Source organism: Pseudomonas sp. G34 (assembly GCF_031119625.1).
GTDB lineage: Bacteria > Pseudomonadota > Gammaproteobacteria > Pseudomonadales > Pseudomonadaceae > Aquipseudomonas.
Genome location: NZ_JAVHZV010000023.1, coordinates 264,153 through 288,926, shown reverse-complemented (window position 1 = coordinate 288,926; position 24,774 = coordinate 264,153). Strand labels below are relative to the sequence as shown.

24 protein-coding genes and 1 pseudogene are annotated in these 24,774 nt (G+C 63.7%); 10 read left to right on the top strand and 15 right to left on the bottom strand.

Annotated features, from left to right (window positions below; genetic code table 11):
• Positions 1-56 precede the first annotated feature (56 nt).
• The 3 genes and pseudogenes from dnaJ to grpE all read right to left on the bottom strand — a co-directional run.
• Positions 57-1,184, bottom strand: coding sequence for a molecular chaperone DnaJ (gene dnaJ, locus QYS36_RS15825; RefSeq protein ID WP_308840382.1), 1,128 nt, complete (start codon positions 1,182-1,184; stop codon positions 57-59).
• 123 nt (positions 1,185-1,307) lie between these two features.
• On the bottom strand, positions 1,308-3,233 hold the full coding sequence (gene dnaK, locus QYS36_RS15820) for a molecular chaperone DnaK (protein WP_308840381.1): 1,926 nt from the start codon (positions 3,231-3,233) through the stop codon (positions 1,308-1,310).
• Between the two features lie 99 nt (positions 3,234-3,332).
• Positions 3,333-3,902 (bottom strand): annotated as a pseudogene (gene grpE, locus QYS36_RS15815) (nucleotide exchange factor GrpE); the annotation flags it as partial.
• A gap of 173 nt (positions 3,903-4,075) precedes the next feature.
• Between grpE and recN the strand changes: the two are divergent.
• The gene (recN, locus tag QYS36_RS15810; protein WP_308840380.1) at positions 4,076-5,761 is read left to right on the top strand and encodes a DNA repair protein RecN; all 1,686 of its coding nucleotides are present in this window, start codon (positions 4,076-4,078) and stop codon (positions 5,759-5,761) included.
• A gap of 83 nt (positions 5,762-5,844) precedes the next feature.
• Here the strand turns inward: recN and fur are convergent, their stop codons facing one another.
• Positions 5,845-6,252 (bottom strand): ferric iron uptake transcriptional regulator, encoded by a 408-nt coding sequence (gene fur, locus QYS36_RS15805; protein WP_013792689.1) that lies wholly within the window; start codon positions 6,250-6,252, stop codon positions 5,845-5,847.
• A 96-nt stretch (positions 6,253-6,348) separates the two neighbouring features.
• Between fur and QYS36_RS15800 the strand changes: the two genes are divergently transcribed.
• Positions 6,349-6,858 carry an outer membrane protein assembly factor BamE gene (locus QYS36_RS15800; RefSeq protein ID WP_308840379.1) on the top strand — a complete coding sequence of 170 codons (510 nt, stop codon included), beginning with the start codon at positions 6,349-6,351 and terminating at the stop codon, positions 6,856-6,858.
• 65 nt (positions 6,859-6,923) lie between these two features.
• On the opposite strand, the gene QYS36_RS15795 is transcribed toward QYS36_RS15800, so the two are convergent.
• Together QYS36_RS15795 and QYS36_RS15790 are read right to left on the bottom strand one after the other, a co-directional pair.
• Positions 6,924-7,253, bottom strand: a complete 330-nt coding sequence (locus QYS36_RS15795; RefSeq protein WP_308840378.1) for an RnfH family protein — start codon at positions 7,251-7,253, stop codon at positions 6,924-6,926.
• The gene (locus QYS36_RS15790) at positions 7,243-7,680 is read right to left on the bottom strand and encodes a type II toxin-antitoxin system RatA family toxin (RefSeq protein WP_308840377.1); all 438 of its coding nucleotides are present in this window, start codon (positions 7,678-7,680) and stop codon (positions 7,243-7,245) included. The genes QYS36_RS15795 and QYS36_RS15790 overlap by 11 nt, the downstream gene beginning before the upstream one ends.
• Positions 7,681-7,883: 203 nt before the next feature.
• On the opposite strand from QYS36_RS15790, the gene smpB reads away from it, so the two are divergent.
• Positions 7,884-8,366 (top strand): SsrA-binding protein SmpB, encoded by a 483-nt coding sequence (gene smpB, locus QYS36_RS15785; RefSeq protein ID WP_192422942.1) that lies wholly within the window; start codon positions 7,884-7,886, stop codon positions 8,364-8,366.
• A 59-nt stretch (positions 8,367-8,425) separates the two neighbouring features.
• Here the strand turns inward: smpB and QYS36_RS15780 are convergent, their stop codons facing one another.
• Positions 8,426-9,208, bottom strand: a complete 783-nt coding sequence (locus QYS36_RS15780) for an FCD domain-containing protein (protein ID WP_308840376.1) — start codon at positions 9,206-9,208, stop codon at positions 8,426-8,428.
• A 281-nt stretch (positions 9,209-9,489) separates the two neighbouring features.
• Here QYS36_RS15780 and QYS36_RS15775 point away from each other — a divergent pair, with 281 nt between their 5' ends.
• From QYS36_RS15775 to QYS36_RS15755, 5 genes are all read left to right on the top strand, one after another.
• Positions 9,490-11,184 (top strand): L-lactate permease, encoded by a 1,695-nt coding sequence (locus QYS36_RS15775; RefSeq protein WP_308840375.1) that lies wholly within the window; start codon positions 9,490-9,492, stop codon positions 11,182-11,184.
• 82 nt (positions 11,185-11,266) lie between these two features.
• Positions 11,267-12,406 carry an FMN-dependent L-lactate dehydrogenase LldD gene (lldD, locus tag QYS36_RS15770; protein WP_308840374.1) on the top strand — a complete coding sequence of 380 codons (1,140 nt, stop codon included), beginning with the start codon at positions 11,267-11,269 and terminating at the stop codon, positions 12,404-12,406.
• 1 nt (position 12,407) lies between these two features.
• Complete coding sequence (gene dld, locus QYS36_RS15765; RefSeq protein WP_308840373.1) at positions 12,408-14,114, top strand: D-lactate dehydrogenase; 1,707 nt, start codon at positions 12,408-12,410, stop codon at positions 14,112-14,114.
• Between the two features lie 322 nt (positions 14,115-14,436).
• Positions 14,437-14,916, top strand: coding sequence for an Lrp/AsnC family transcriptional regulator (locus tag QYS36_RS15760; protein ID WP_073262028.1), 480 nt, complete (start codon positions 14,437-14,439; stop codon positions 14,914-14,916).
• A 452-nt stretch (positions 14,917-15,368) separates the two neighbouring features.
• Positions 15,369-15,767: a globin gene (locus tag QYS36_RS15755; RefSeq protein ID WP_308840372.1), complete on the top strand. Its 399-nt coding sequence runs from the start codon at positions 15,369-15,371 to the stop codon at positions 15,765-15,767.
• A gap of 19 nt (positions 15,768-15,786) precedes the next feature.
• Here QYS36_RS15755 and QYS36_RS15750 read toward each other — a convergent pair whose 3' ends face one another.
• Positions 15,787-16,356 (bottom strand): pseudouridine synthase, encoded by a 570-nt coding sequence (locus QYS36_RS15750; protein WP_308840436.1) that lies wholly within the window; start codon positions 16,354-16,356, stop codon positions 15,787-15,789.
• Between the two features lie 92 nt (positions 16,357-16,448).
• On the bottom strand, positions 16,449-17,375 hold the full coding sequence (locus tag QYS36_RS15745; protein ID WP_308840371.1) for a LysR substrate-binding domain-containing protein: 927 nt from the start codon (positions 17,373-17,375) through the stop codon (positions 16,449-16,451).
• 127 nt (positions 17,376-17,502) lie between these two features.
• Between QYS36_RS15745 and QYS36_RS15740 the strand changes: the two genes are divergently transcribed.
• Positions 17,503-17,898, top strand: coding sequence for a RidA family protein (locus QYS36_RS15740; protein WP_308840370.1), 396 nt, complete (start codon positions 17,503-17,505; stop codon positions 17,896-17,898).
• Between the two features lie 112 nt (positions 17,899-18,010).
• A complete protein-coding gene (gene lipA / locus QYS36_RS15735) occupies positions 18,011-19,063 on the top strand; it encodes a lipoyl synthase (protein WP_308840369.1) in 1,053 nt (350 codons plus the stop codon).
• A gap of 130 nt (positions 19,064-19,193) precedes the next feature.
• Here the strand turns inward: lipA and lipB are convergent, their stop codons facing one another.
• The 6 genes from lipB to rodA all read right to left on the bottom strand — a co-directional run bounded on the left by lipB (position 19,194) and on the right by rodA (position 24,761).
• A complete protein-coding gene (gene lipB, locus QYS36_RS15730; protein ID WP_308840368.1) occupies positions 19,194-19,820 on the bottom strand; it encodes a lipoyl(octanoyl) transferase LipB in 627 nt (208 codons plus the stop codon).
• Positions 19,820-20,098 carry a DUF493 domain-containing protein gene (locus QYS36_RS15725; protein WP_308840367.1) on the bottom strand — a complete coding sequence of 93 codons (279 nt, stop codon included), beginning with the start codon at positions 20,096-20,098 and terminating at the stop codon, positions 19,820-19,822. Before QYS36_RS15725 ends, lipB begins: the two co-directional genes overlap by 1 nt.
• A gap of 211 nt (positions 20,099-20,309) precedes the next feature.
• Positions 20,310-21,485 carry a D-alanyl-D-alanine carboxypeptidase family protein gene (locus QYS36_RS15720; protein ID WP_308840366.1) on the bottom strand — a complete coding sequence of 392 codons (1,176 nt, stop codon included), beginning with the start codon at positions 21,483-21,485 and terminating at the stop codon, positions 20,310-20,312.
• Between the two features lie 131 nt (positions 21,486-21,616).
• Positions 21,617-22,630, bottom strand: a complete 1,014-nt coding sequence (locus QYS36_RS15715; protein ID WP_308840365.1) for a septal ring lytic transglycosylase RlpA family protein — start codon at positions 22,628-22,630, stop codon at positions 21,617-21,619.
• Positions 22,627-23,640, bottom strand: coding sequence for a lytic murein transglycosylase B (gene mltB, locus QYS36_RS15710; protein ID WP_308840364.1), 1,014 nt, complete (start codon positions 23,638-23,640; stop codon positions 22,627-22,629). The genes QYS36_RS15715 and mltB overlap by 4 nt, the downstream gene beginning before the upstream one ends.
• Positions 23,641-23,657: 17 nt before the next feature.
• A complete protein-coding gene (gene rodA / locus QYS36_RS15705; protein WP_308840435.1) occupies positions 23,658-24,761 on the bottom strand; it encodes a rod shape-determining protein RodA in 1,104 nt (367 codons plus the stop codon).
• Positions 24,762-24,774 lie beyond the last annotated feature (13 nt).

The window sequence follows — 24,774 nt, the reverse complement described above, 5'->3', positions numbered from 1 at the left end:
AAAGTACCAACGGCGAGCAGCCGGCCATCACCAGTTGCTCGCCGTGCATCACCGCATTAAAGGTCGCCGAAGAAGCGCTTCACGCCTTCGAACCAGCCATTGGCCTTGGGCGAATGGGAGCTGTTGCCCGCCAGGGACTGACGGAACTCCTCGAGCAGCTCGCGCTGCCGGCGATCCAGGTTGACCGGGGTTTCCACCGCCACCTTGCACATCAGATCGCCCGCACCACCGCCGCGCACCGGCGCCACGCCCTTGCCACGCAGACGGAACAGCTTGCCGGTCTGGGTACCTTCGGGAATCTTCAGCTTGACCCGACCATCGAGGGTCGGCACTTCCAGCTCGCCACCCAGGGCTGCATCGGCGAAGCTGATCGGCACTTCGCAGTACAGGTGCTTGCCGTCACGCTGGAAGATCGCGTGCTCACGCACATTGACCACCACGTACAGGTCGCCCGCCGGACCGCCCAGGGCGCCCGCCTCGCCTTCACCAGAGAGGCGGATGCGATCACCGGTATCGACACCGGCCGGTACCTTGACCGACAGCGTCTTGTGCTCTTCGACACGGCCATGGCCGTGGCAGGAGCCGCACGGGTCGGTAATCATCTTGCCGCTGCCATGGCAACGCGGGCAGGTCTGCTGCACCGAGAAGAAGCCCTGCTGCATGCGTACCTGGCCGATACCACCACAGGTGGTACAGGTCACCGGGCTGGTGCCCTTCTTGGCGCCGGAGCCATCGCAGGTCTTGCAGTTGACCAGGGTCGGCACGCGAATGGTCACCGTGGTGCCGCGTACCGCCTCCTCGAGATCCAGCTCCAGGGTGTAGCGCAGGTCGCTGCCGCGCTGCGCACCACCGCGCTGACCGCCACGCTGGCCGCCGAAGAAATCGCTGAACACATCGCCGAAGATGTCGGAGAAATTCGCGCCGCCACCGCCAAAGCCGCCACCGCCGCCCATCTGCGGGTCGACGCCGGCATGACCGTACTGATCGTAGGCGCTGCGCTTGCCGGCATCGGACAGCACTTCATAGGCCTCGTTGGCCTCCTTGAAGGCGTCTTCAGACGCTTTGTCGCCGGGATTGCGATCGGGGTGGTGCTTCATCGCCAGGCGACGGTAAGCCTTTTTCAGCTCCGCCTCGCTGGCACCGCGCTCGACCCCGAGCACTTCGTAGTAGTCACGTTTAGCCATGGGTTTCTAACACTCTCAAAATTCGTACCGTCCAGACACGCCAACGCGGGAGCAAGCCCCCGCGCGGCGGATCGCCCTGTCGCAGCGCAGTGCGCCAGGGCGTAAACACAGGCAAGCCGGGGCTTACTTGTTGTCCTTGACTTCCTCGAACTCGGCATCGACGACGTCGTCGGCAGAGCCCTTGGTTTCGCCAGCATCCGCCGCACCGGCGCCAGCAGCACCTGGCTGCGGCTGTTCGGCGTACATCTTCTGCGCCAGCGGCGTGGTCGCTTCAGACAGTGCATTCATCTTCGCTTCGATGGCCGCCTTGTCGTCGCCCTTGACGGCAACTTCCAGTTCGCCCAGCGCGGTTTCGATGGCCGCCTTCTCTTCTGCAGTGGCCTTGTCGCCGGCTTCGGTGAGCATCTTGCGGGTCGCATGCACCAGTTGGTCGCCCTGGTTGCGCGCGCCTGCCAGCTCTTCGAACTTGCGGTCTTCCTCGGCATTGGCCTCGGCGTCACGCACCATGCGCTCGATCTCGTCATCGGACAGGCCGGAGTTGGCCTTGATCACGATGGATTGGGTCTTGCCGGTAGCCTTGTCCTTCGCACCAACGTGCAGGATGCCGTTGGCATCGATATCGAAGGTCACTTCGATCTGCGGCACGCCACGCGGGGCCGGCGGAATCTCGGCCAGGTCGAACTTGCCCAGGGACTTGTTCTGCGCGGCCTGCTTGCGCTCACCCTGCAGCACGTGAATGGTCACCGCGCTCTGGTTGTCGTCGGCAGTCGAGAACACCTGCGACTTCTTGGTCGGGATGGTGGTGTTCTTCTCGATCAGCGGAGTCATCACGCCGCCCATGGTTTCGATACCCAGGGTCAGCGGCGACACGTCCAGCAGCAGCACGTCCTTGACGTCACCGGCCAGTACCGCGCCCTGAATGGCCGCGCCCATGGCCACGGCTTCGTCCGGGTTGACGTCCTTGCGGGCGTCCTTGCCGAAGAAGTCGGCAACGGTCTTCTGCACCAGCGGCATGCGGGTCTGGCCACCGACCAGGATCACGTCGTTGATGGCGCCGACATCGATACCGGCATCTTTCAGGGCGATGCGGCACGGCTCGATGGTGCGCTGCACCAGGTCTTCGACCAGCGATTCCAGCTTGGAACGGGAGATCTTCACGTTCAGGTGCTTCGGACCGGTGGCGTCTGCGGTGATGTACGGCAGGTTGACGTCGGTCTGCTGGCTGGAGGACAGCTCGATCTTGGCCTTCTCGGCAGCTTCCTTGAGGCGCTGCATGGCCAGCGGGTCGCCCTTGAGGTTCATGCCGGTTTCTTTCTTGAATTCGTCGACGAGGTAGTCGATCAGACGAATGTCGAAGTCCTCACCGCCCAGGAAGGTGTCACCGTTGGTGGCCAGCACTTCGAACTGGTGCTCGCCGTCGACTTCGGCGATCTCGATCACCGACACGTCGAAGGTACCGCCGCCCAGGTCATAGACGATCACGGTGTGGTCGCCCTTGGCCTTGTCCATGCCATAGGCCAGCGCCGCCGCAGTCGGCTCGTTGATGATGCGCTTGACGTCCAGACCGGCGATGCGACCGGCATCCTTGGTGGCCTGACGCTGGCTGTCGTTGAAGTAGGCCGGAACGGTGATCACCGCTTCGGTCACGGACTCGCCGAGATAGTCTTCGGCAGTCTTCTTCATCTTCTTGAGGATTTCCGCCGAGATCTGCGGCGGCGCCATCTTCTGGCCGTTCACTTCGACCCAGGCATCGCCATTGTCGGCCTTGGAGATCTTGTACGGCACCATCTGGATGTCTTTCTGCACGACGTCTTCGTCGAAGCGACGGCCGATCAGGCGCTTGACCGCATACAGGGTGTTGTGCGGGTTGGTTACCGCCTGACGCTTGGCGGACTGGCCAACCAGAATCTCGCCATCGTTGGCGTACGCGATGATCGACGGCGTGGTACGCGCGCCTTCGGCGTTTTCGATGACCTTGACGTTGCCGTTTTCAAGAATGGAGACGCAGGAGTTGGTGGTCCCCAGGTCGATACCGATAATTTTGCCCATTTCACTCTCCCGAAACTTTGATATATCCGCAGCGTTGTCGTGACCGCTGCGGTAGCACTAATACGCTTGACTCAATAAATGGGGGCTCGCCCGCCGATTTCAAGCCTGCTCGTCGATGGACGGCGGCGTTTCGGCGGGTGCCTTGCTGACCACGACCATGGCCGGGCGCAGCAGGCGACCGTTGAGCATGTAGCCCTTCTGGAACACCTTGAGCACGCTGTTCGGCTCGACGTTGGTGCTCTCCTGCATGGCCATGGCCTGATGGTGCTCCGGGTTGAACGGCGCGCCATGGGGGTCGATGGCTTCCAGCTGGTGACGCTTGAGGGTGTCGAGCAGCAACTTGAGCGTCAGCTCCATGCCCTCACGCACCGCCTTGATCGCGTCGTCATCGGCGCTCGACAGCTCGAGCCCACGCTCCAGGCTGTCGACCACCGGCAGCAGGTCGTTGGCAAACTTCTCGAGAGCGAACTTGTGCGCCTTCTCGACATCCTGCTCAGCGCGACGGCGCACGTTCTGCAGATCGGCAGCCATGCGCAGCGACTGATCCTGCGCGGCCGCCAGTTGCTCTTCCAGCGTTTGCACGCGAGCAGCCATGTCCTCGCTCGGCGCTGCGTCGTGCTCTTGCGCGTCGGAAGTCTGCGGGTCCAGGTTCTGTTCGTCAGCCATGCATTTCTCCTCTGAATGATTCGACGAGCCTCAACTCGCACGTCTGCCGGCTATATAAGGACGATTTGTAAGGTTTCAAGGGCCATGACCACTTTCCAGCAACCAGTCGTCAGCGTATTGCCACCCCACGGCAAACCACTGTATAAATAACCAGACAAATCCTGAGAGGCCTCGCCATGCTGGTGCACCTGTCCGTTCATAATTACGCCATCGTCGAACACCTGGATCTGGAACTGGATCGAGGCATGAGCGTCATCAGCGGCGAAACGGGCGCCGGCAAGTCGATCATGCTCGACGCCCTCGGCCTGACCCTGGGTGATCGCGCCGACAGCGGCGTGGTACGCCCGGGCGCCGACAAGGCGGACATCCTCGCCAGCTTCGACCTGGGCGACATTCCCGAAGCCCACGCCTGGCTCGCCGAACGCGACCTTGGCCATAACCAGGATCAGGACGCCCCGTGCATCCTGCGCCGGGTGATTACCGCCGAAGGCCGCTCGCGCGGTTATATCAACGGCACACCCTGCCCGCTTGGCGACCTCAAGGCCCTCGGCGAACTGCTGATCGACATTCACAGCCAGCACGAACATCAGTCGCTGCTCAAGACCGACACCCACCGCCGCCTGCTCGACGAATACGCCGGCGTCCAGGAACTGGCCCGCCAGGTGCAGTTGGCCGCGCAGCGCTGGAAGCAGACCCGCAGCGAACTGGAACGCGTCACCTCCCAGGGCGACGAACAACGCGCCCGCCACCAGTTGCTCAGCTATCAGCTCGAAGAACTCGAGAACCTGGGCCTGGGCGATAACGAGCTGGAGCAGCTGGAGCAGGACCACAAGGCCCTGACCAATGCCGAAAGCCTGCTGAGCGCCTGCCGTCAGGTGATCGACCAATGCAGCGAGAGCGACGCCGGCAACGTGCTGTCGGTGCTCACTGCCAGCCTCAACCGCCTCAGCGGCCTGCAGGGTCAGCCCGGCGCACTCAACGAAGCCACCAACCTGCTGGCCAGCGCGCAGATCCAGATCGAGGAAGCGGTCGGCGAGCTCAACCGTTTTCTCGACCACTTCGATGCCGACCCGGAGCGCCAGCAGCAACTCGAAGAGCGCCTGGACACCATCTACACCCTGGCGCGCAAGCACCGTATCCACCCCAGCGAACTGCCGGCCATGCAGCAGCAGCTGTTCGACGAACTGGAAAGCCTCAATGCCGATGACCAGGCCGCCGAGCGCCTGGGCGAGGAGCTTGCCGCCTACGGCCGCCACTTCCAGGAAAAGGCCGCCGAGCTCAGCAGCAAGCGACAGAAGGCCGCCAGCAAACTGGGCAAGGCGGTCGAGAAGGAAATGCAGACCCTGGGCATGCCGGGCGGGCGCTTCAGCATTCAGCTGCAGCCCATCGAAGGGGGCGAGCCGAACGCCAATGGCCTGGAGCAGGTCGAGTTCCTGGTCAGCGCCAACCCCGGGCAGCCGATCAAGGCACTGGCCAAGGTCGCCTCGGGTGGCGAACTGTCGCGCATCAGCCTGGCCATTCAGGTCATCACCGCACAGACTTCACGCGTACCGACCCTGGTATTCGACGAAGTGGATGTGGGCATCGGTGGCCCCACCGCCGAAGTGGTCGGGCAACTGCTGCGCCGCCTTGGCGAGCGCGGCCAGGTGCTGACCGTGACCCACCTGCCCCAGGTCGCCGCACAAGGTCACCAGCACCTGTTCGTGCACAAGGTGCGTGGCAACAACGCCACCCGCACGGCAGTCAGCAAGCTGGACGACACCCGGCGCATCGAGGAAGTCGCCCGCATGCTGGGCGGCATCGACCTCACTGACGAATCCCTGGCCCACGCCCGCAAACTGGTCAGCAACGCCCAGAGCTGATCACCGGCAGAGGCCTGCGCAAAGCCTTTTCCAGCAGGCATGAAAAAGGCGACCTGAGTCGCCTTTTTCGTCAACCGATACGCTTACTTGGCGGTACGGCGGACGTAGAGCACCAGATTGTGATCCACCAGCTCGAAGCCGTGCTCACGGACGATCTCTTTCTGGCGCTTCTCGATCTCGGCATCGAAGAATTCGATCACATCGCCGGTATCCACGCACACCATATGGTCGTGGTGGCCGCCATCGGCCAATTCGAATACGGCGTGACCGCCATCGAAGTTATGGCGCACCACCAGCCCCGCTGCCTCGAATTGGGTCAGAACGCGGTAAACGGTTGCCAGGCCGACATCCTCGCCCGCATCCATCAGCGACTTGTAGACATCCTCTGCACTCATGTGACGCTGCTCGGCAGAGTCCAGCATCTGCAGGATTTTGACCCGTGGCAGGGTCACTTTCAGGCCAGCTTTGCGCAGTTCGCTATTTTCAACCATGGTCTGCTTTCTCGCGGAAGCGCTTCGCAGCTTCCCTTATTGCGGGTATGATCGGGGTTTACGTTGCCCAGCCAAGATAGTGGAAGACGCCCACCGATGCAAAAAACCAGACTCCTGCTGACCAGCCTCACCTTCATGGGGCTCATCGCACTCGCCGGCTGCTCATTCCCCGGGGTTTATAAAATCGACATCCAACAGGGCAATGTCGTCACGCAGGACATGATAGACCAGTTGCGCCCTGGAATGACCCGACGCCAAGTGCGGTTTATCATGGGCAACCCGCTGATCACGGACACCTTCCACGCCAATCGCTGGGACTACCTGTACAGCATGCAGGCCGGCGGGAGTCAGCGTCAGCAGGAGCGTGTCACGCTCAATTTCGATGGCAATGATCAACTGGTAGGCCTGTCCGGCGACTTCATGCCCGGTACCAGCCGCGATGAACAGATCCTCGGCCGCGACGGCTCCCCAGAGCAGGCGCCCACCCAGCAGCAGGACGAGCCTGCGGCCCCGGGCTCGCTGCTAGAGCAGATCCAGCGCGACGTCGACAACGTCGAAACCGTACCGGTGCCGACACCGGAGCCGCTGGAAACCTCGCCCCAGTAAGCACCTCGAAAAAAGCCCCGGCCAATGCCGGGGCTTTTTCATTACAGCCTGTAAAAACCTCTGCCTCAACGCCGACCGGCGTCTGCCCCCTGCTTCGCCCGCTGCGCGGCCTGAGCGGCGCGGCGCTTGCGTACCTCTTTGGGGTCGGCGAGCAGCGGTCGATAGATTTCCACCCGATCGCCGTCTTCGAGGGGCTGCGTAGCGGGCGACGCCACCAGCTTGCCGAACAGGCCAAGCGGCGCCTCGGCCAGATCGAGCTCCGGGAAATGGGCCTGCAGGCCAGATTGCATGGCGGCCTCGCGCACCGTGGCATTCGCAGGCAACTGCAGGGTGATCAGCATCTGTCGGTCAGGCGCGGCGAAGACCACTTCAACCGACAGCCGATCACTGGCCATGGAGTTCCTTGGCTCGTTGGCAGAAGGCATCCACCATGGTATTGGCAGCCTGATTGAACAGCGGCCCGAGGGTAGCGCGCATGATCGGGCCGGCATAATCGAAGGTCAGATCGAGGCTGATCTTGCAGGCCTTGTCGCCCAGCGCTTTGAACGTCCACTGACCATGCAGGTGCTCGAAAGGGCCATCTTCCAGGCTCAACTCGATCGACTGCCCCGGCACCAGCACATTGCGGGTGGTGAAACGCTGGCTCAACCCGGCCTTGGCCACCTCGAGGCTGGCAACCATGTGCGTATCGCTGGCCTCGATGACCGCGCTCGACGCACACCAGGGCAGGAACTCGGGGTAGCGCTCGACATCGTTGACCAGGTCATAAAGAGCCTGGGCCGGATACGGAAGCAAGGCCGAGCGCTGGATGTGAGTACTCATAACAATTGAATTTCCACGGTTGGCGACATCGCAGCAGCGCGATGTCACGGGTCGATGCCCAGTACAACTGACAGCAACCCGAAGGCGAGTATTCCAACATTGTCGGGGATTCGCCCTGGCGGCTCAAGCACACGGCTGCCAACCGGCTTTTAGCGCGTACATGCATGGCGCGCCGTCGCCGGACTCCCTATAATGCGCCGCCTATGGCTAAACAAAAGAAACATCCGCAAGGCAGCATCGCCCAGAACAAGAAGGCGATGCACGACTATTTCGTGGAGTCCCGCTTCGAGGCCGGCCTGGCGCTGGCCGGCTGGGAAGTGAAGAGCCTGCGTGCCGGCAAGGCCCAGCTGGTCGACAGCTACGTCCTGCTCAAGGACGACGAAGCCTGGCTGATGGGCTGCCACATCACGCCGCTGAAAACCGCCAGCACCCACGTCATCGCCGACCCGACGCGCACGCGCAAGCTGCTGCTCAACAAACGCGAGCTGGAAAAGCTGTTTGGTTCGGTGCAGCAGAAGGGCTATACCTGCGTGGCGCTTTCTCTGTACTGGAAGCAGCACCTGGTGAAGTGCGAGATCGCCCTGGCCAAGGGCAAGAAGGATTTCGACAAGCGCCACACCGAGAAAGAGCGCGACGCCGATCGCGAAGTGCAGCGCGCCATGCGCAGCAAGGGCAAGGACGAGTAAGCCTCGCCGGCCTGCCCCGCTGCAGGCCTTTACTTGCCATGACTCGCTGACAGCCAACCTCAGGCTTTGCCACCCGCCGTCTTGCCTCGACGCTGCGCACGCAGCTCGCGGACTTCCTGCTGCATGGCGCCGGCCAAGACCTCCTGCACATAGTCGATGTGCTGGTTGGACAGCCCTCGAGCCTCTTCGGCCCGCCCTTCGATGATGGCTTCGTAAAGCGCGCGGTGCTGCGCGTTCAGCATGCTGCGGGTTTCGCCGCGCAGGGCATACATGCCGCCGATGTTGGTCACCACATTGCGCTTGAGCAGGTCGAACAGGCCGCGAATGGTGTGCAGCAGCACCGCATTGTGGCTGGCCTCGGCAATCGCCAGGTGGAAATTGGCGTCGGCCGCGCCCTCCTCCGCGCGTGTCACTTCACCGGCGCGCCCGTAACAGTCCTGCAGTCGGTCGAAGGCTTCGCTCAAGCGCTGGCGATCTCGATCCGTCGCCCGCAGCGCAGCGTAGTACGCACAGGACCCTTCCAGGGTATGGCGGAATTCGAGGAGGTCGCGCTGCACATCGCTGTTGCTCTCCAGCAGTTGCAACAGCGGGTCACTGAACGTGGAGCCTACGCTGTCGCAAACGTAGGTGCCGCCACCCTGACGGCTGAGCAGCAGCCCCTTGGCCACCAGTTTCTGGATCGCTTCGCGCAACGAGGGGCGAGACACGCCGAACTGCTCGGCCAGAACGCGCTCGGCGGGCAGACGCTCACCGGCCTTGAGCGTGCCTTCGACAATCATGGTTTCGACCTGCCCGGCGATGTCGTCCGACAAGCGCCGCTGACGCACCTGACCCACTTCCATTGCCACAACCCCATTCGGATGAGCCCAGCCCCTGGGCGGCGCAGCGCCGCCTGGACAACAAGCGCGACATTCTACGACCAAAGTCTGGATGAAGCGATTTGACAGCCATTTAGCCAACCTTTTAACCTGTCGATCGCCACCTGTAAATTGGTCTTACCAATTTACACTACAAAAACAATAACCCATTGAGGTCACACCATGACGCCTCGCCAGGCAACGCCGCAGCTACCCGCTCTTTTCTCCACGCGCCTCGCGCGCCGCTGCGGGGAGTGAGCGCCACCATGTCTACCGGAATTCTCGCCCTACTGGCTTTTTCGCCAATCTTTCTGGCTGCACTGCTGCTCGTCGGCCTGCGCTGGCCGGCCAAGCGCGCCATGCCGCTGGTCTATCTGGTCACCGCCGCGATCGGTCTGTTTGCCTGGGACATGAGCTTCAACCGGGTGCTGGCCTCCACACTGCAGGGTTTGCTGATTACCGTGGGTGTGCTGTGGATCATCTTCGGCGCCATCCTGCTGCTCAATACGCTCAAGCATTCGGGCGGCATCCTCGCCATTCGCTCGGGATTCGCCACCATCAGCCCGGACCGCCGCATCCAGACGATCATCATCGCCTGGCTGTTCGGCTGCTTCATCGAAGGTGCCTCCGGTTTCGGCACGCCGGCAGCGGTTGCCGCACCGTTGCTGGTCGCCATCGGCTTCCCCGCCATGGCGGCGGTGCTGATGGGCATGCTGGTACAGAGCACCCCGGTTTCCTTCGGAGCGGTCGGCACACCGATCATCGTGGGTGTGAACACCGGGCTGGACACCGCCACCATCGGTGCACAGCTGCTCGAAAACGGCTCGTCCTGGGCGCAGTTCCTGCAGCTGATCACCAGCCAGGTAGCGATCATTCACGCCGTGGTGGGCCTGGCTATCCCGGTGTTCATGGTGATGATGCTGACCCGCTTCTTCGGTCAGGAAAAAAGCTGGAAGGCAGGCCTGGAAGCGCTGCCCTTCGCACTCTTCGCCGGCCTCGCTTTCGTGCTGCCCTACGCGGCTACCGGCGTGCTGCTGGGCCCGGAATTTCCTTCGTTGATCGGTGGCCTGGTCGGTTTGGCCATCGTTACCAGCGCCGCGCGCTACGGCTTTCTGGTGCCGAAAAAGACCTGGGATTTCGCCCCGGCAGACAAGTGGCCGAGCGAATGGCTGGGCAGCGTGGAAATCAAACTGGACAACCTGACGGCCAAACCCATGAGCGCGGTGCGCGCCTGGCTGCCTTACGCCCTGGTCGGCGTGCTGCTGGTCATCAGCCGGGTTTTCCCATCAGTTGGCAACGCGCTCAAGGCGGTGGTGGTGAATTTCCCCGACCTGCTCGGTGAGGCCGGCGTGAGCGCCAACTTCCAGCCGCTGTACCTGCCCGGCGGCATCCTGGTGGCGGTGGTACTGGCCACCTTCTTCCTGCACGGCATGAAAGTGCGCGAGCTGAGCGCGGCGATCAAGGAATCGTCCAGCGTCCTGCTCAGCGCCGGCTTCGTTCTGCTGTTCACCGTGCCGATGGTGCGCATCCTGATCAACTCCGGCGTCAATGGCGCCGAGCTGGCCAGCATGCCGATCCTCATGGCTCGCTGGGTAGCCGACAGCGTCGGCGGCGTATACCCGCTGCTGGCACCGAGCATCGGCGCGCTGGGTGCCTTCATCGCCGGCTCGAACACCGTCAGCAACATGATGTTCAGCCAATTCCAGTTTGGCGTAGCCAGCAGCCTGGGTATTTCCAGTGCGCTGATCGTCGCAGTGCAGGCGATAGGTGCAGCAGCCGGCAATATGGTGGCCATTCACAACGTGGTCGCCGCTTCGGCCACGGTCGGGCTGCTTGGCCGCGAAGGCAGTATCCTGCGCAAGACCATCTGGCCAACGCTGTATTACGTGATCTTTACTGGAGTGATCGCACTGATCGCCATTTACCTGCTGGGTGTCAGCGATCCATTGGTTGGCGTGTAAAGACAATCCGCTAACGCGCCTCGGCACTGCCGGGGCGCTGCCATACAAAGTCCCCTACTCCTTTCTGCAACGGGATGAGCCCATGATCATTTCTGCCTCCACCGATTACCGCGCCGCCGCCCAGCGCCGTTTGCCGCCATTTCTGTTCCACTACATCGATGGCGGCGCCTATGCCGAGTACACCCTCAAGCGCAACGTCGATGACCTGGCCAGCATCGCCCTGCGCCAGCGCGTGCTGAAGAACATGGCCGAGCTGAACCTGGAAACCCAGCTGTTCGGCGAAACCCTGTCGATGCCGGTGGCCCTGGCCCCGGTCGGCCTGACCGGCATGTTCGCGCGGCGCGGTGAGGTGCAGGCAGCCAAGGCAGCGGCGGACAAGGGCATTCCCTTCACGCTGTCGACCGTTTCGGTGTGCCCCATCGAGGAAGTCGCACCGGCGATCAGCCGTCCCATGTGGTTCCAGCTGTACGTACTCAAGGATCGCGGCTTCATGAAGAACGCCCTGGAGCGTGCCAAGGCCGCAGGCGTGACCACCCTGGTGTTCACCGTGGACATGCCCACGCCAGGCGCCCGCTACCGCGACGCCCACTCCGGCATGAGTGGCCCGAACGCCGCCATGCGCCGCATGCTGCAGGCCTTCACGCACCCGGCCTGGGCCTGGGACGTGGGCCTGATGGGCAAGCCCCATGACCTGGGCAACATCTCCACCTACCGCGGCAACCCGACCGGGTTGGCCGACTATATCGGCTGGCTGGGGGCCAACTTCGACCCGTCGATTTCCTGGCAGGACCTGGAATGGATCCGCGAATACTGGGACGGCCCGATGGTCATCAAGGGCATCCTCGATCCCGAGGACGCGCGCGACGCGGTCAGCTTCGGCGCCGACGGTATCGTGGTCTCCAACCACGGCGGCCGTCAGCTCGACGGCGTGCTGTCCAGCGCCCGCGCCCTGCCGGCCATCGCCGATGCGGTGAAAGGCGACCTGAAGATCCTCGCCGACTCCGGCGTCCGCAGTGGCCTCGACGTGGTGCGCATGATCGCCCTGGGCGCCGACACAGTGCTGCTCGGCCGCGCCTTCATCTACGCCCTGGCCGCCGCGGGCGGCGCCGGGGTGAGCAACCTGCTGAGCCTGATCGACAAGGAAATGCGCGTGGCCATGGTGCTCACCGGTGCCAAGTCGGTCGCCGAAATCAGCGCCGACTCACTGGTTCGGGAGCCCTGAGATGATCAGCCGCGACACCCTGCTCAAGCAGCTGCGCGACGCGGTCGGCCGCGACCATGTGCTCACCGACGCGCCGAGCACGCGACGGTTTCGCAAGGGCCACCGCACTGGCGAAGGCAAGGTGCTGGCCGTGGTACGCCCCGCCACCCTGCTGGAACAGTGGCGCGTGCTGGAAGCCGCCGTGGCCGCCGACCGCATCGTCATCATGCAGGCGGCCAACACCGGGCTCACCGGCGGCTCGACGCCGGACGGCAACGACTACGACCGCGAGATCGTGTTGATCAACACCCTGCGCATCACCGGCGTGCAGCTGATCAATGAGGGCGAACAGGTGGTCTGCCTGCCCGGCGCCACCCTCGATCGCCTGGAGCAGGCCCTGGCGCCCCTGGGCCGCGAACCCCATTCGGTGATCGGCTCGTCGTGCATCGGCGCCTCGGTGCTTGGCGGCGTGTGCAACAACTCCGGCGGCTCGCTGGTACGCCGCGGGCCGGCCTACACCGAGCTGGCCCTCTATGCGCAAGTGAAGGAAGACGGCTCCCTGGAGCTGGTCAATCACCTGGGTATCGACCTGGGCAACAGCCCCGAGGAAATCCTCACCCGCCTGCAACGCGGCGACTACCGCCCCCACCAGGTCAGCAACGAGGCGGCCGCCAAGGCCTCGGACCAGCGCTACGGCGAGCACGTGCGCGATGTCGACGCCGACACCCCGGCACGTTTCAATGCCGACCCGTCACGGCTGTTCGAGGCTTCCGGCTCGGCCGGCAAGCTGTGCCTGTTCGCCGTGCGCCTGGACACCTTTCCCAAGGAGCCGAGCACGGTCTTCTATATCGGCACCAATGCGGCGGACGACCTCACCGAGGTGCGCCGCCACCTGCTCAACAAGCTGCCGAGCCTGCCGATTGCCGGCGAATACATCCACCGTACCGCCTTCGACATCGGCGAGAAGTACGGCAAGGACACCTTTCTGCTGATCGACCGCTTCGGCACCGCCAGGGTGCCTGCCGCCTTTGCCCTGAAGAGTCGGGTCGACGGCTTCTTCGAACGCTTCGGGCTGCGCGGCGTCAGTGACCGCGTCATTCAACTGGCCATGAACCTGCTGCCCAGCCACCTGCCGCCGCGCATGCGCGAGTATCGCGACCGCTTCGAACATCACCTGATGATCCGCGTGGCCAATGACAGCCTGGAGGAAACCCGGCGCTTTCTGGCCGAGTACTTCGCCGTCGGCAGCCCGGGGGCCTTTTTCGAGTGCGATGCCGACGAGGGTCGCAAGGCCTTCCTGCACCGTTTCGCCATCGCCGGTGCGGCGATTCGCTACCGCGAGGCACACCCCGGCAGCGTAGAGGACATTCTCGCCCTGGATATCGCCCTGCGCCGCAACGACCGTGACTGGGTGGAAACCCTGCCGGCGGCGATGCAGGCGCAGATCATCCACAAGCTTTACTACGGGCACTTCTTCTGCCACGTGTTCCATCAGGACTACATCGTCAAGAAGGGCGTCGACCCGATCGCCATGGAACACGCCATGTGGCGGCTGCTCGACGAGCGCCGCGCCGAATACCCGGCCGAGCACAACGTGGGCCACCTGTATGTCGCCAAGCCGGCGCTGGCGGGCTTCTACCGTGAGCTGGACCCGACCAATGCCTTCAACCCGGGCATCGGCCAGACCTCGAAGAAGAAGCATTGGCAGACGTGCTGCGACGAGCATTGAGGCCCATGACGAAGAAAGGGGAGACCTCTCGGCCTCCCCTTTCGTAGATGTCCTGTGCTGGCAATTCTGTCGCCGCTTTCCTCGCCTGCCTGGTTGGGCAGTGCGGACCCGGGTGCCGTGACGACCCGGTAGGGTCGGCGGCGCCAGCTCTCCTGATTGGGCGAGCCGGGTGGACGTGTCGTCCGGGCCGTGAAACTGAGGTAAAGATTACCCCCACGGCCGCGACGAAAGATTGCTAACATTGCTAACCTGTCGATCAATTTCGCAATAATTCATCGATATCCACATACAAGCAGCAATCAAAGAGCAAAACCACCCAGACATGAACAAACTTGATCGCTACGACCTGAACATTCTCGCCGAACTGCAGCGTGATGCAACGCTGTCCAATCAGGAACTGGCCGAGCGCATTGGCCTGTCGCCCTCACCCTGCTCGCGGCGCGTCAAGCAACTGGAGGACGACGGCTACATCACCGGCCAGGTCGCGCTGCTCGACCGCCGCCAACTGGGCCTCACCCTGACCGCCTACGTGCTGATCGGCATGGACCGGCACACCCCGGAGCGCTTCGAGCATTTCCAGGAAGAGATCCGCAAATGCCCGGAGGTGCTGGAATGCTGCCTGGTCACCGGGATGGACGCCGACTACCAGCTCAAGGTGGTGGTACCCGACATGGATCATTACCAGAAGCTGCTGCTCGGCACCCTGACCCGCATCGATGGTGTGTCCAGCGTGCGCTCGAGCTTCGTGTTGCAGCAGATCCTCTCCAGCACCCAGCTTCCGCTGCAGCACCTGCGCGGCTAGGAGCCTGCTCATAATCCTCCAGCCCAGGTTCATCGATTTTGGCAGCTAAATGGCGGGAGCGGCCTTTCGTAGGGTGGACGACGCTTCATCCGTCCACCGCTCTGCGAGCGCAATGGTGGACAAAAAGAGCGTTGTCCACCCTACGCTGGGAACGTTCGCTTCTGCCTTGTAGTTGCCGCTTCAGGCGCGTAAAGATCGTGAGCAGGCTCCAAGACCATCGAGCGGCTACGCATGCAGGCCGACAAAGCGGTAATATCCACACCTTTGTTGTGCCTTGCCGCGTGCATCCTGCCTGCACCCTATGGATCGCCGCCGAGATCAGGATGGAAGCCGAGTCTTTCGAAGCGTTGATGATGCCCCTGCTGGTCGGTGGCCTGGAAGGCGCCTGAAGCCCACAACAACTATTGCGGCGCCCGCCGTATTGCCCTGTCTGCTGCCCCATGGAGAAACACATGAACGCCACCGATCGCGTCATGCAGAGTTACGGACGCTGCTGTGCCAACCCAGCCTTCTTCGATGATTTCTACCGGCACTTCCTTGCCAGCTCGCCAGCCGTGCGCGAGAAGTTCGTCAATACCGACATGGCCGCGCAAAAGCTGCTGCTGCGCCAGGGCATTCTCAACCTGGTGATGCACGCCCGCGGCATGCCGGACACCAAGCTGCGCGCCCTGGGCTGCACCCATGCGCGCAATGCCATGGACATTCGCCCCGAGCTGTATGACCTGTGGCTGGAAGCGCTGCTCAAGACCATCGTCGAGCACGACAAGCAGGCCGACGCCACCACCCTGCAAGGCTGGCGCGAAGTGCTGGTCAAAGGCATCAGCGTGATCAAGGCGGGCTACGACGCCTGAAACCCAGGGTGCGACTTGCCTAGCTGAGACTCGGCGGCAGGTCGCGCCACTCGCCCGGTAGCAGGCCATCCAGCGACCAGGGGCCGATGCGTACCCGCACCAGGCGCAGGGTCGGCAAGCCGACGGCCGCCGTCATGCGCCGCACCTGGCGGTTACGCCCTTCACGAATCACCAGCTCCAGCCAACTGGTGGGCACGCTCTTGCGAAAGCGCACCGGCGGGTTGCGCGGCCACAGCTCTGGCTCGCCCAGCAACCGCGCCTCGGCAGGCAGCGTCGGCCCATCGTTGAGCTGCACGCCGTCGCGCAATTGCTGCAACTGCTCGGCGCTGGGTTCACCCTCCACCTGCACCCAATAGGTCTTGGCCAGCTTGTGCCTGGGATCGGCGATCTTCGCCTGCAGCTGCCCATCATTGGTGAGCAACAGCAAGCCTTCACTGTCGCGATCGAGGCGCCCGGCCGGGTACACGCCGGGCACGGCGACGAAATCCTTGAGCGTGGCGCGGCCCTGGTCGTCGTTGAACTGGGTGAGCACGTCGAACGGCTTGTTGAGCACGATCAGGCGCGGCTCGGCAGGCGCAGCCTTGGCCACACGATAGGGGCGCGGGGCGGGGCGATTGGGTCGGGACATGCAGCGAACAGCCATTGCAGAACGGCTGCGCAGTTTAGCGCAAAGCCGCCGGCTCAGCGGCCGCTACGGTCGATCACCGGCGCATGCAGCGCCATCAGCTCGACGATCCACTCGATAAACACCCGCAGCTTGGTGCTGACGTGGCGGTTCGGTGGATAGGCGATGTACATGGGCATCGGCTCGAACTGCCAGTCCTCGAAGACCCTCACCAGCTCGCCGCGCTGCTGATGTTCATCGGCCATGTAGGTGGGCAGCCAGAGCACGCCGAGGCCGGCCAGCCCGGCGGCCAGGTAGGCATTGCCGTCGTCCACCGCCAGGACATAGCGGCCCTCGATGTCGAGGCTGTCGCTGCCGCGGCGCATGCGATAGGAAAACAGCTTGCCGGCCCGCGCACGCTTGAAGCCGACGATGCGGTGGTGGCTGTCGACCAGTTCCTGCGGGTGCAGCGGCGTGCCGCAACGCCGCAGATAGCCTGGCGCGGCATAGACCCCGGAGCGCAGGTCGCCGATACGCCGTGCCATCAGCGACTGATCGGTGATCTCGCCGCCGCGGATCACGCAATCGACGTTCTCGCCGAGCAGGTCGACGAGACGGTCACTGGCGCCCAGGTCGAGCTGGATATCCGGGTAGCGGGCATGAAAGGCCGGCAGCGCCGGCACCAGGATCGTCCGCGCGAACGGGCTCGGCACGTCCACACGCAGGCGCCCGCGCGGCTGACTGCTGGCATCGGAAAGGCTGGTCTCGGCGTCGTCCATGTCGGCGAGCAGGCGCACCACGCGCTCGTAATACGCCGCGCCATCGGCGGTCAGCGCGACCCTGCGGGTGGTGCGGTTGAGCAAACGCACGCGCAGGCGCGCCTCGAGCTGCTGCACCAGCTGGGTCACGCTGGTCTTGCTCATGTGCAGGGTGTCGGCGGCCTTGGTGAAGCTGCCCGTCTCCACCACCCGGGCGAAGGCGCGCATCGCATCGAATCGGTCCATCTGCTCAACCGGTGATTGTTTGGGATTCGCAAACAGTGTTGATCGAAGTGGCCGGTTTATCCAGCCCGTCAGCATTTCTAAAGTGCCTCCATCACTTGAACGGGTCCAGCGACCCAGAGGAGACAGCATGACAACGCGCGATGTGGTTTTTCCCGCTGGCCGCCAGGCCCTTTACGAGCGCAATCGCTATTCACCGGCAGTGCGCTGCAACGGCTTGCTGTTCGTATCCGGGCAGGTGGGCAGCCGGCCCGACGGCTCGCCCGAGCCGGACCTGAAAGCGCAGGTTCGCCTGGCCTTCGAGAATCTCAATACGGTGCTCAAGGCTGCCGACTGCACCTTCGATGACGTGGTCGACGTGACGGTGTTCATCGTCAACCCCGAAGAGCGCTTCGAGACCATCTGGGAAGTGGTGCCCGAGTACTGGGGCGAGGCGCCATTCCCGAACATCACTTGCGTGGGCGTGACCTGGCTGTACGGTTTCCAGTTCGAGATCAAGGTGATCGCCAAGCTGCCCACAGCCTGAGCTCGGCCAGGGGCGGACGGTCAGGTGCCGCCGCGGCGCGGTGTGATACACTTTGCGGCGGCCAAAAGCTGCCCACCCGCCACTGCAGCCCCTACCGGAGCCGAGATTTTCGATGTCCGATACTGCCCCGCCCAAACCCGTTGCCAGCGGTGAAAAATTCCGCACCGCACAGGGTATTACCGCCATCAAGGACGGCCAGAAACGCCGTGCCTCGACCGAAGCCAAGGTGTACGAGCCCAAGCCGAGCTGGTTGCGGGTCAAGGCGCCGGGCGGCAGTCGTTTCGAAGCGGTCAAGCGTAACGTCGGTGAGCACCGCCTGAGCACCGTCTGCCAGGAATCGCACTGCCCGAACATGGGTGAATGCTGGTCCAACGGCACGGCCACCATCATGCTGATGGGCTCGGTGTGCACCCGCGCCTGCCGCTTCTGCGCGGTGGACACCGGCAACCCGAACGGCTGGCTGGACAAGGACGAGCCGCAGAACACCGCCAAGTCGGTGGAGCTGATGGCGCTGCGCTATATCGTGCTGACCTCGGTGGACCGCGACGACCTGCCAGACGGCGGCGCCGCCCATTACGCCGCCTGCGTCCAGGCGATCAAGGCCAACACCCCGCAGGTGGTGGTCGAAGCGCTGACCCCGGATTTCGACGGCGACCTGGCGTGCATCGAGCGCGTGGTGGATTCCGGCCTCGAGGTGTTCGCCCAGAACGTCGAGACGGTCGATCGCCTGACCCGTGAAGTACGCGACCCGCGCGCCGGCTACCGCAAGACCCTCGATGTGCTGGCCCACGCCAAGCGCCATCGCCCCGACGTGCTCACCAAGACCAGCCTGATGCTCGGCCTGGGCGAGACCGACGACGAAGTGTTCGAGGCCATGCAGGACATGCGCGCCGTGGGCGTGGATATCCTCACCCTTGGCCAGTACCTGCAGCCGACCCGCAACCACCTGCCGGTCAAGCGCTGGGTCAGCCCGGACGAGTTCAACCGTTTCCGTGACATCGGCCTGCAGATGGGCTTCATGGAAGTGGCGGCCGGCCCGTTGGTGCGCTCCAGCTACCGCGCCGACAAGGTGTTCGAGAAGAACAACCTGGGCCTCGCTGCACCGGTGCCGGTGCCGGGCCAGCAGGTCGACAACAGCCTGATCCCCGCGCTGAACGTCAACTGATCACCTGGGTATCGCTACGCGCTCAACGCCAGGCTACAAAAGCGAGCCTGGCCCACCGTAGCCTGTGGTTGAACGCAGCGATACCCGGGAAATTGCTCTACGACAACTGCGCTAGCGCAAAGCCCGCCTGCTACTGCCCATACCCCAACCGCTGGCGTAGCGCCTGCTCGAGGCGTTTGGCGACCTCGTCGAAGCGCACCGGCGTAGCCACCTGGTCCTTCAACTGGGTCATCTGCAAACCGGCATAGCCGCACGGGTTGATGCGCCCGAAGGGCGTCATGTCCATGTCGACGTTGAGCGCCAGGCCATGGAACGAGCAACCGCGGCGCACCCGCAGGCCCAGCGAAGCGATCTTCTCGCCCTTGACGTAGACGCCTGGCGCATCGGCCTTGGGCGCAGCTTCGACGCCATAACCGGCGAGTACCTCGACCAGCGCCTGCTCCATCACGGTGACCAGCTCGCGCACGCCCAGATCGAGGCGGCGCAGATCCAGCATCAGGTAGCCGACCAACTGACCAGGGCCGTGGTAGGTCACCTGGCCGCCGCGCTCCACCTGCACCACCGGGATGTCACCCGGCGCCAGCAGGTGCTCGGGTTTGCCCGCCTGCCCCTGGGTGAACACCTGCGGATGCTGCAGCAGCCAGATCTCGTCGGGCGTGGCGTCATCGCGCTCGGCAGTCAGCGTGCGCATGGCCTCGAGGGTCGGCAGATAGTCGACCAGCCCAAGGTGGCGCACGATCAGTTCGGCTGTGGCCACTACAGCACCATGTGCACGCGGCCGGTGGCACGCAGGTCGACATGAATGGCTTCCAGCTGCTCGACGCCGGTAGCGGTGATCAGCACCTGCACGGAGAGAAAGCGGCCCTTGCTGCTGTCACGGGTTACCAGGGTACCGGCATCGAAGTCGGGCGCGTGGCGCTGCATCACCTCGATCACCATGTCAGCGAAGCCGTCGCCGGCCTCACCGATCACCTTGATCGGGTAGTTCTTGCAGGGAAATTCGATTTTCGGAGCTTGTACGTCGGTATCGGTCATGGTGTTCCTGATCCAAAATGAAACGCCCTCGGATCCAGGCCGTGTGAAAACTACTGCGCTCGGCCATGCTGCGTTAAAAACCGGCTCAAAATGCTCATTTACACCACGTAAACTGCGCTTTTTCGCCGGTTTTTGCCTTGCCTGACCTTCGCTCGCTACGTTTTCACACTGCCTGGTTCGAGGGCGTTCATCGCAACATGGGGGCAGGCTGTCAGTTAAACAACCCGTAGAAGAACAGCCGAATGCTATCCCACAGCTGGCGGAAGAAACCACCCTCCTCGACCGCCTCGAGCGCGACCAGATCGGCGCTGTGCACCACCTGATCGCCCATCTTCACTTCCACCTTGCCGATCACGTCACCCTGGGCGATCGGTGCGGTGATCTGCGGGTTGAGGGTCATGCTCGCCTGCAGCTTCTCCAGCTGGCCTTTGGGCAGCGTGAGGGTCAGGTCCTGGGCCAGGCCGGCCTTGACCTGGTTGGTCTGACCTTTCCAGACCGGCGCCTGAGCCAGCTCGGCGCCCTTCTGATAGAAGGTGCGGGTTTCGAAGAAACGGAAGCCATAGGTCAACAGCTTCTGGGTTTCTGCAGCACGGGCGCTTTCGCTATCGGTACCGAATACCGAGGTGATCATCCGCGCGCCGTCACGTACCGCCGAAGCCACCAGGCAGAAGCCGGCCTCGTTGGTGTGGCCGGTTTTCAGGCCGTCGACGGTACGGTCGCGCCACAGCAGCAGGTTGCGGTTAGGCTGCTTGATGTTGTTCCACAGGAACTCTTTCTGCGAATAGATGGCGTAGTGCTCGGCATCCTCGTTGATGATCGCACGTGCCAGGATCGCCATGTCGTGGGCGCTGGAGTAGTGATCAGGATGCGGCAGGCCGGTGGCGTTCATGAAGTGGCTGTTCTTCATGCCCAGGCGCTCGGCGGTGGCGTTCATCATGTCGGCGAAGGCATCTTCACTGCCGGCGATGTGCTCGGCGATGGCGATGCTGGCATCGTTGCCGGACTGGATGATGATGCCGTGCAGCAGTTCGTCGACGGTCGCCTGGCTGTTCACCGGCAGGAACATGGTGGAGCCGCCCGAGGCTGCGCCACCGGTACGCCAGGCGTGTTCGCTGATGGTGACCTTGTCCTGCTCGCCGATCTTGCCGTTACGGATCTCCAGGGTGGCGATGTAGGCGGTCATCAGCTTGGTCAGGCTGGCTGGCGGCAGGCGCTGGTCGGCATTGTTCTCGACCAGGACATTGCCACTGGCGCCGTCCATCAGCACATAGGACTTGGCGGCCAGTTGCGGCGGAGCCGGCAGCGGCGCCTGGTTGGCCCAGGCACTGGAGGTGCCGAGCAGCATAAGTGACAGGAAGATGCGTTGCGCGAAGCTGGTGATTTTCATCCGTCTCTCTAGATCGCTGGAGGGTGGAACAGGCCCTTGCGGGCAAATGTGAAAGGTGGGCGCCGCACCGCGGCGATCCACTGCTTAGTCAGGCGGCGAACCGTTTAGTTGCTCGCCAGAGGGCTCTGCCCTCACTCCGCCTTGACCAGGGTCGCCTGCCCGAGGTTGGCGACGCGAATGCTGTCACGCACCCGGTCAGCCTCGCCCTGGCTGTTGATCGGTCCCAGCCGTACGCGGTGCAGTATCTGCTGGTTGCGCACCACTGAGTTGATGAATACCGGAGCACTCACCGACTCGCTCAACTTGGACTTGAGAAGCTCCGCAGCGTCGGGATTGGCGAAGGCTCCCACTTGGAGATACAGGCCAGACGCTGCGGCTGAAGCGTTTTTTTTTGAGTCGATCTGCACCGGCACGGTGGCGGCGGCGTGCTGCTGTAGTGGCGGCGAATACTGTTCCACCGGTGCATTGGCCAGCTTCAGCTGCTCCAACTGCGCGGACTGCACCTTGGCCATCTGCGGCTGCTTGATCATCATCGGCACCGGGCGCCCCTGCTGGGCCCACCACTCGGTGGGATCGATGCCTTCGACGCGCACCTGGGCGGTGCCCTTCTCGGCGTAACCGAGCTTCTTGGCGGCCGCGAAGGACAGGTCGATGATGCGATCGGAATAGAACGGCCCACGGTCGTTGACGCGCAGGATCGCGCTCTTGCCGTTTTCCAGGTTGGTCACCCGCACGTAGCTGGGCAGCGGCAGGGTCTTGTGGGCGGCGGTCATGCCGTACAGGTCATAGGCCTCACCATTGGCGGTAGCCTGCCCGTGGAACTTGGTGCCGTACCAGGAAGCCGGGCCGGTGGCCACGTAGCGACGGGCATCGGCGATCGGGTAGTACTGCTTGCCGAAGACCACGTAGGGGCTGGCCTTGACCGGGCCGTAGTGCGGCATCGGAATGGCGTCCTGGATCTTCGAGACATCCACATCCCACCAGGGCGCGCCGTCCTTGTGCGGACGGTTGAAATCACTCGGGCCGGACATCGCACTGCCCGCCTGGGTTGGCGCCGAGGCGGTCGGCGCGCGGCTGGAAGAACAACTGGCCAGCAGCAGCACTGCAACGCCGCAGGCGGCCAGCTTGAACGGCAAGCGTGTCATTGATTGGCACCTCGGGCCTGAACCAGCAACTCGGACAACTGATTGACCGCCATGGCGTACATCACGCTGCGGTTATAGCGGGTAATCACGAAGAAATTCGGCTGCCCCATCCAGTACTCGGGGCCTTCGGCACCGTCCAGACGAAAGGCGGTAACCGGCAGGTCGTCGGCCAGCACGTCGTTGCTCGACCAACCCAGGGCGCGCAGTTCGCCTACGGTCTTCTCGGGATCCAGGCCGGAGCTCAGGCCCTGGTCGGCCTGCTCGCCCTTGACCGTCGCCAGGCTGGCCACCGGCTGCCCCGGCTGCCAGTTGTGGCGCTTGAAGTAGCTGGCCACGCTGCCGATGGCATCGGTCGGGTTGCTCCAGATATTGATGTGGCCGTCGCCGTCGAAATCCACGGCGTAGGCGCGGAAGCTGCTCGGCATGAACTGCGGCAAGCCCATGGCGCCGGCGTAGGAGCCCTTCAGGCTGGCCGGATCGACCTGTTCTTCGCGGGCCAGCATGAGGAACTCGCGCAGCTCCTTGCGAAAGAACGGCGCGCGCGGCGGGTAATCGAAAGCCAGGGTGGACAGTGCATCGATCACCCGGTAGTTGCCGGTATTGCCGCCGTAGGAGGTTTCCACGCCGATGATGGCAACGATGATCTCGGCCGGTACGCCGTATTCCTGCTCGGCACGCGCCAGGGCTTCGGCGTGCTCGTTCCAGAACGCCACACCCTTGCTGATGCGCGCGTCGGTGATGAAGATCGGCCGGTATTCCTTCCACGGTTTGACCCGTTCGGCGGGACGCGAAATGGCGTCGAGGATCGCCTGCTTGCGCTCCACGTCGGCGAACAAGGTGGTCAGCTGCTCGCTGGCGAAACCGTAGTCACGGGTCATTTCGGTGATGAACTCGCCGACCAGCGGCGAGTTCGCGTATTCGTTGGCAGCCATCGCCTGTGGAGCCCCGAGCAGGCCGGCAACCGCCAGCCATTGAGCATGTCGTGCGGCCCAGCCACGCAAAATCTGCATTGAATTCATAACCCCAATCAAGCCTGAGCGATCCACTTGCGGTGCGTGTGGATGGACATCAGGATTCCGAAACTCGACAACAACGTAATCAATGACGTGCCGCCATAACTGATGAACGGCAGCGGCACTCCCACTACCGGCAACAAACCGCTGACCATGCCGATATTGATGAACACATAGACGAAGAAGGTCATGGTCAAACCGCCGGCAAGCAGCTTACCGAACAGCGTCTGCGCTTGCACGGTAATCACCAGACCGCGTGCAATCAACAGAATGTACAAGAGCAGCAACAGACAGACACCAATCAGGCCGAATTCTTCGGCCAGAACGGCAATGATAAAGTCCGTGTGGCTTTCCGGCAAAAAGTCCAGGTGCGACTGGGTGCCGAGCAGCCAGCCCTTGCCGAACACCCCACCGGAGCCGATCGCCGCCTTGGACTGGATGATGTTCCAGCCGGCACCCAGCGGGTCGCTTTCCGGATTGATGAAGGTCAGCACCCGGCGCTTCTGGTAGTCGTGCAGCACGAAGAACCACATCGCCACCGCGATTGGCACGATCGCCGCCACCGCACCGGCGATCCAGCGCCACTGCAGGCCGGCCATGAACAGCACGAAGGCGCCGGAGGCGAGGATCAGCAGCGAGGTGCCCAGATCCGGCTGCAGCAGGATCAGCACGAACGGCGTGACGATCAGCCCCAGGCTCACCGACACGTGCTTGAGACTCGGCGGCAGCGTGCGCTTGGACAGGTACCAGGCTATGGTCGCCGGCATCAGGATCTTCATGAACTCCGAGGGCTGGAAGCGGATCACCCCGGGGATGTTGATCCAGCGCGTGGCGCCCATGGCGTTGTGGCCCATGACGTCCACCACCACCAGCAGGCCGACCCCGCACAGGTAGCCCAGCGGCACCCAGCGGGCCATGAAGCGCGGCTCGAACTGGGCGATGACCACCATCGCCACCAGGCCGATACCGAAGGAGCTGGCCTGCTTCATCAACAGGTCGACGTTCTTGCCGCTGGCCGAATACAGGACGAACAGGCTGCCGGTGGCGAGCAGCAGCAACAGCAGCAGCAGAATGCCGTCGATGTGCAGGCGCTGCAGCAGGCTGGAGCGCCGACGCAGGACGTCGTCGCTG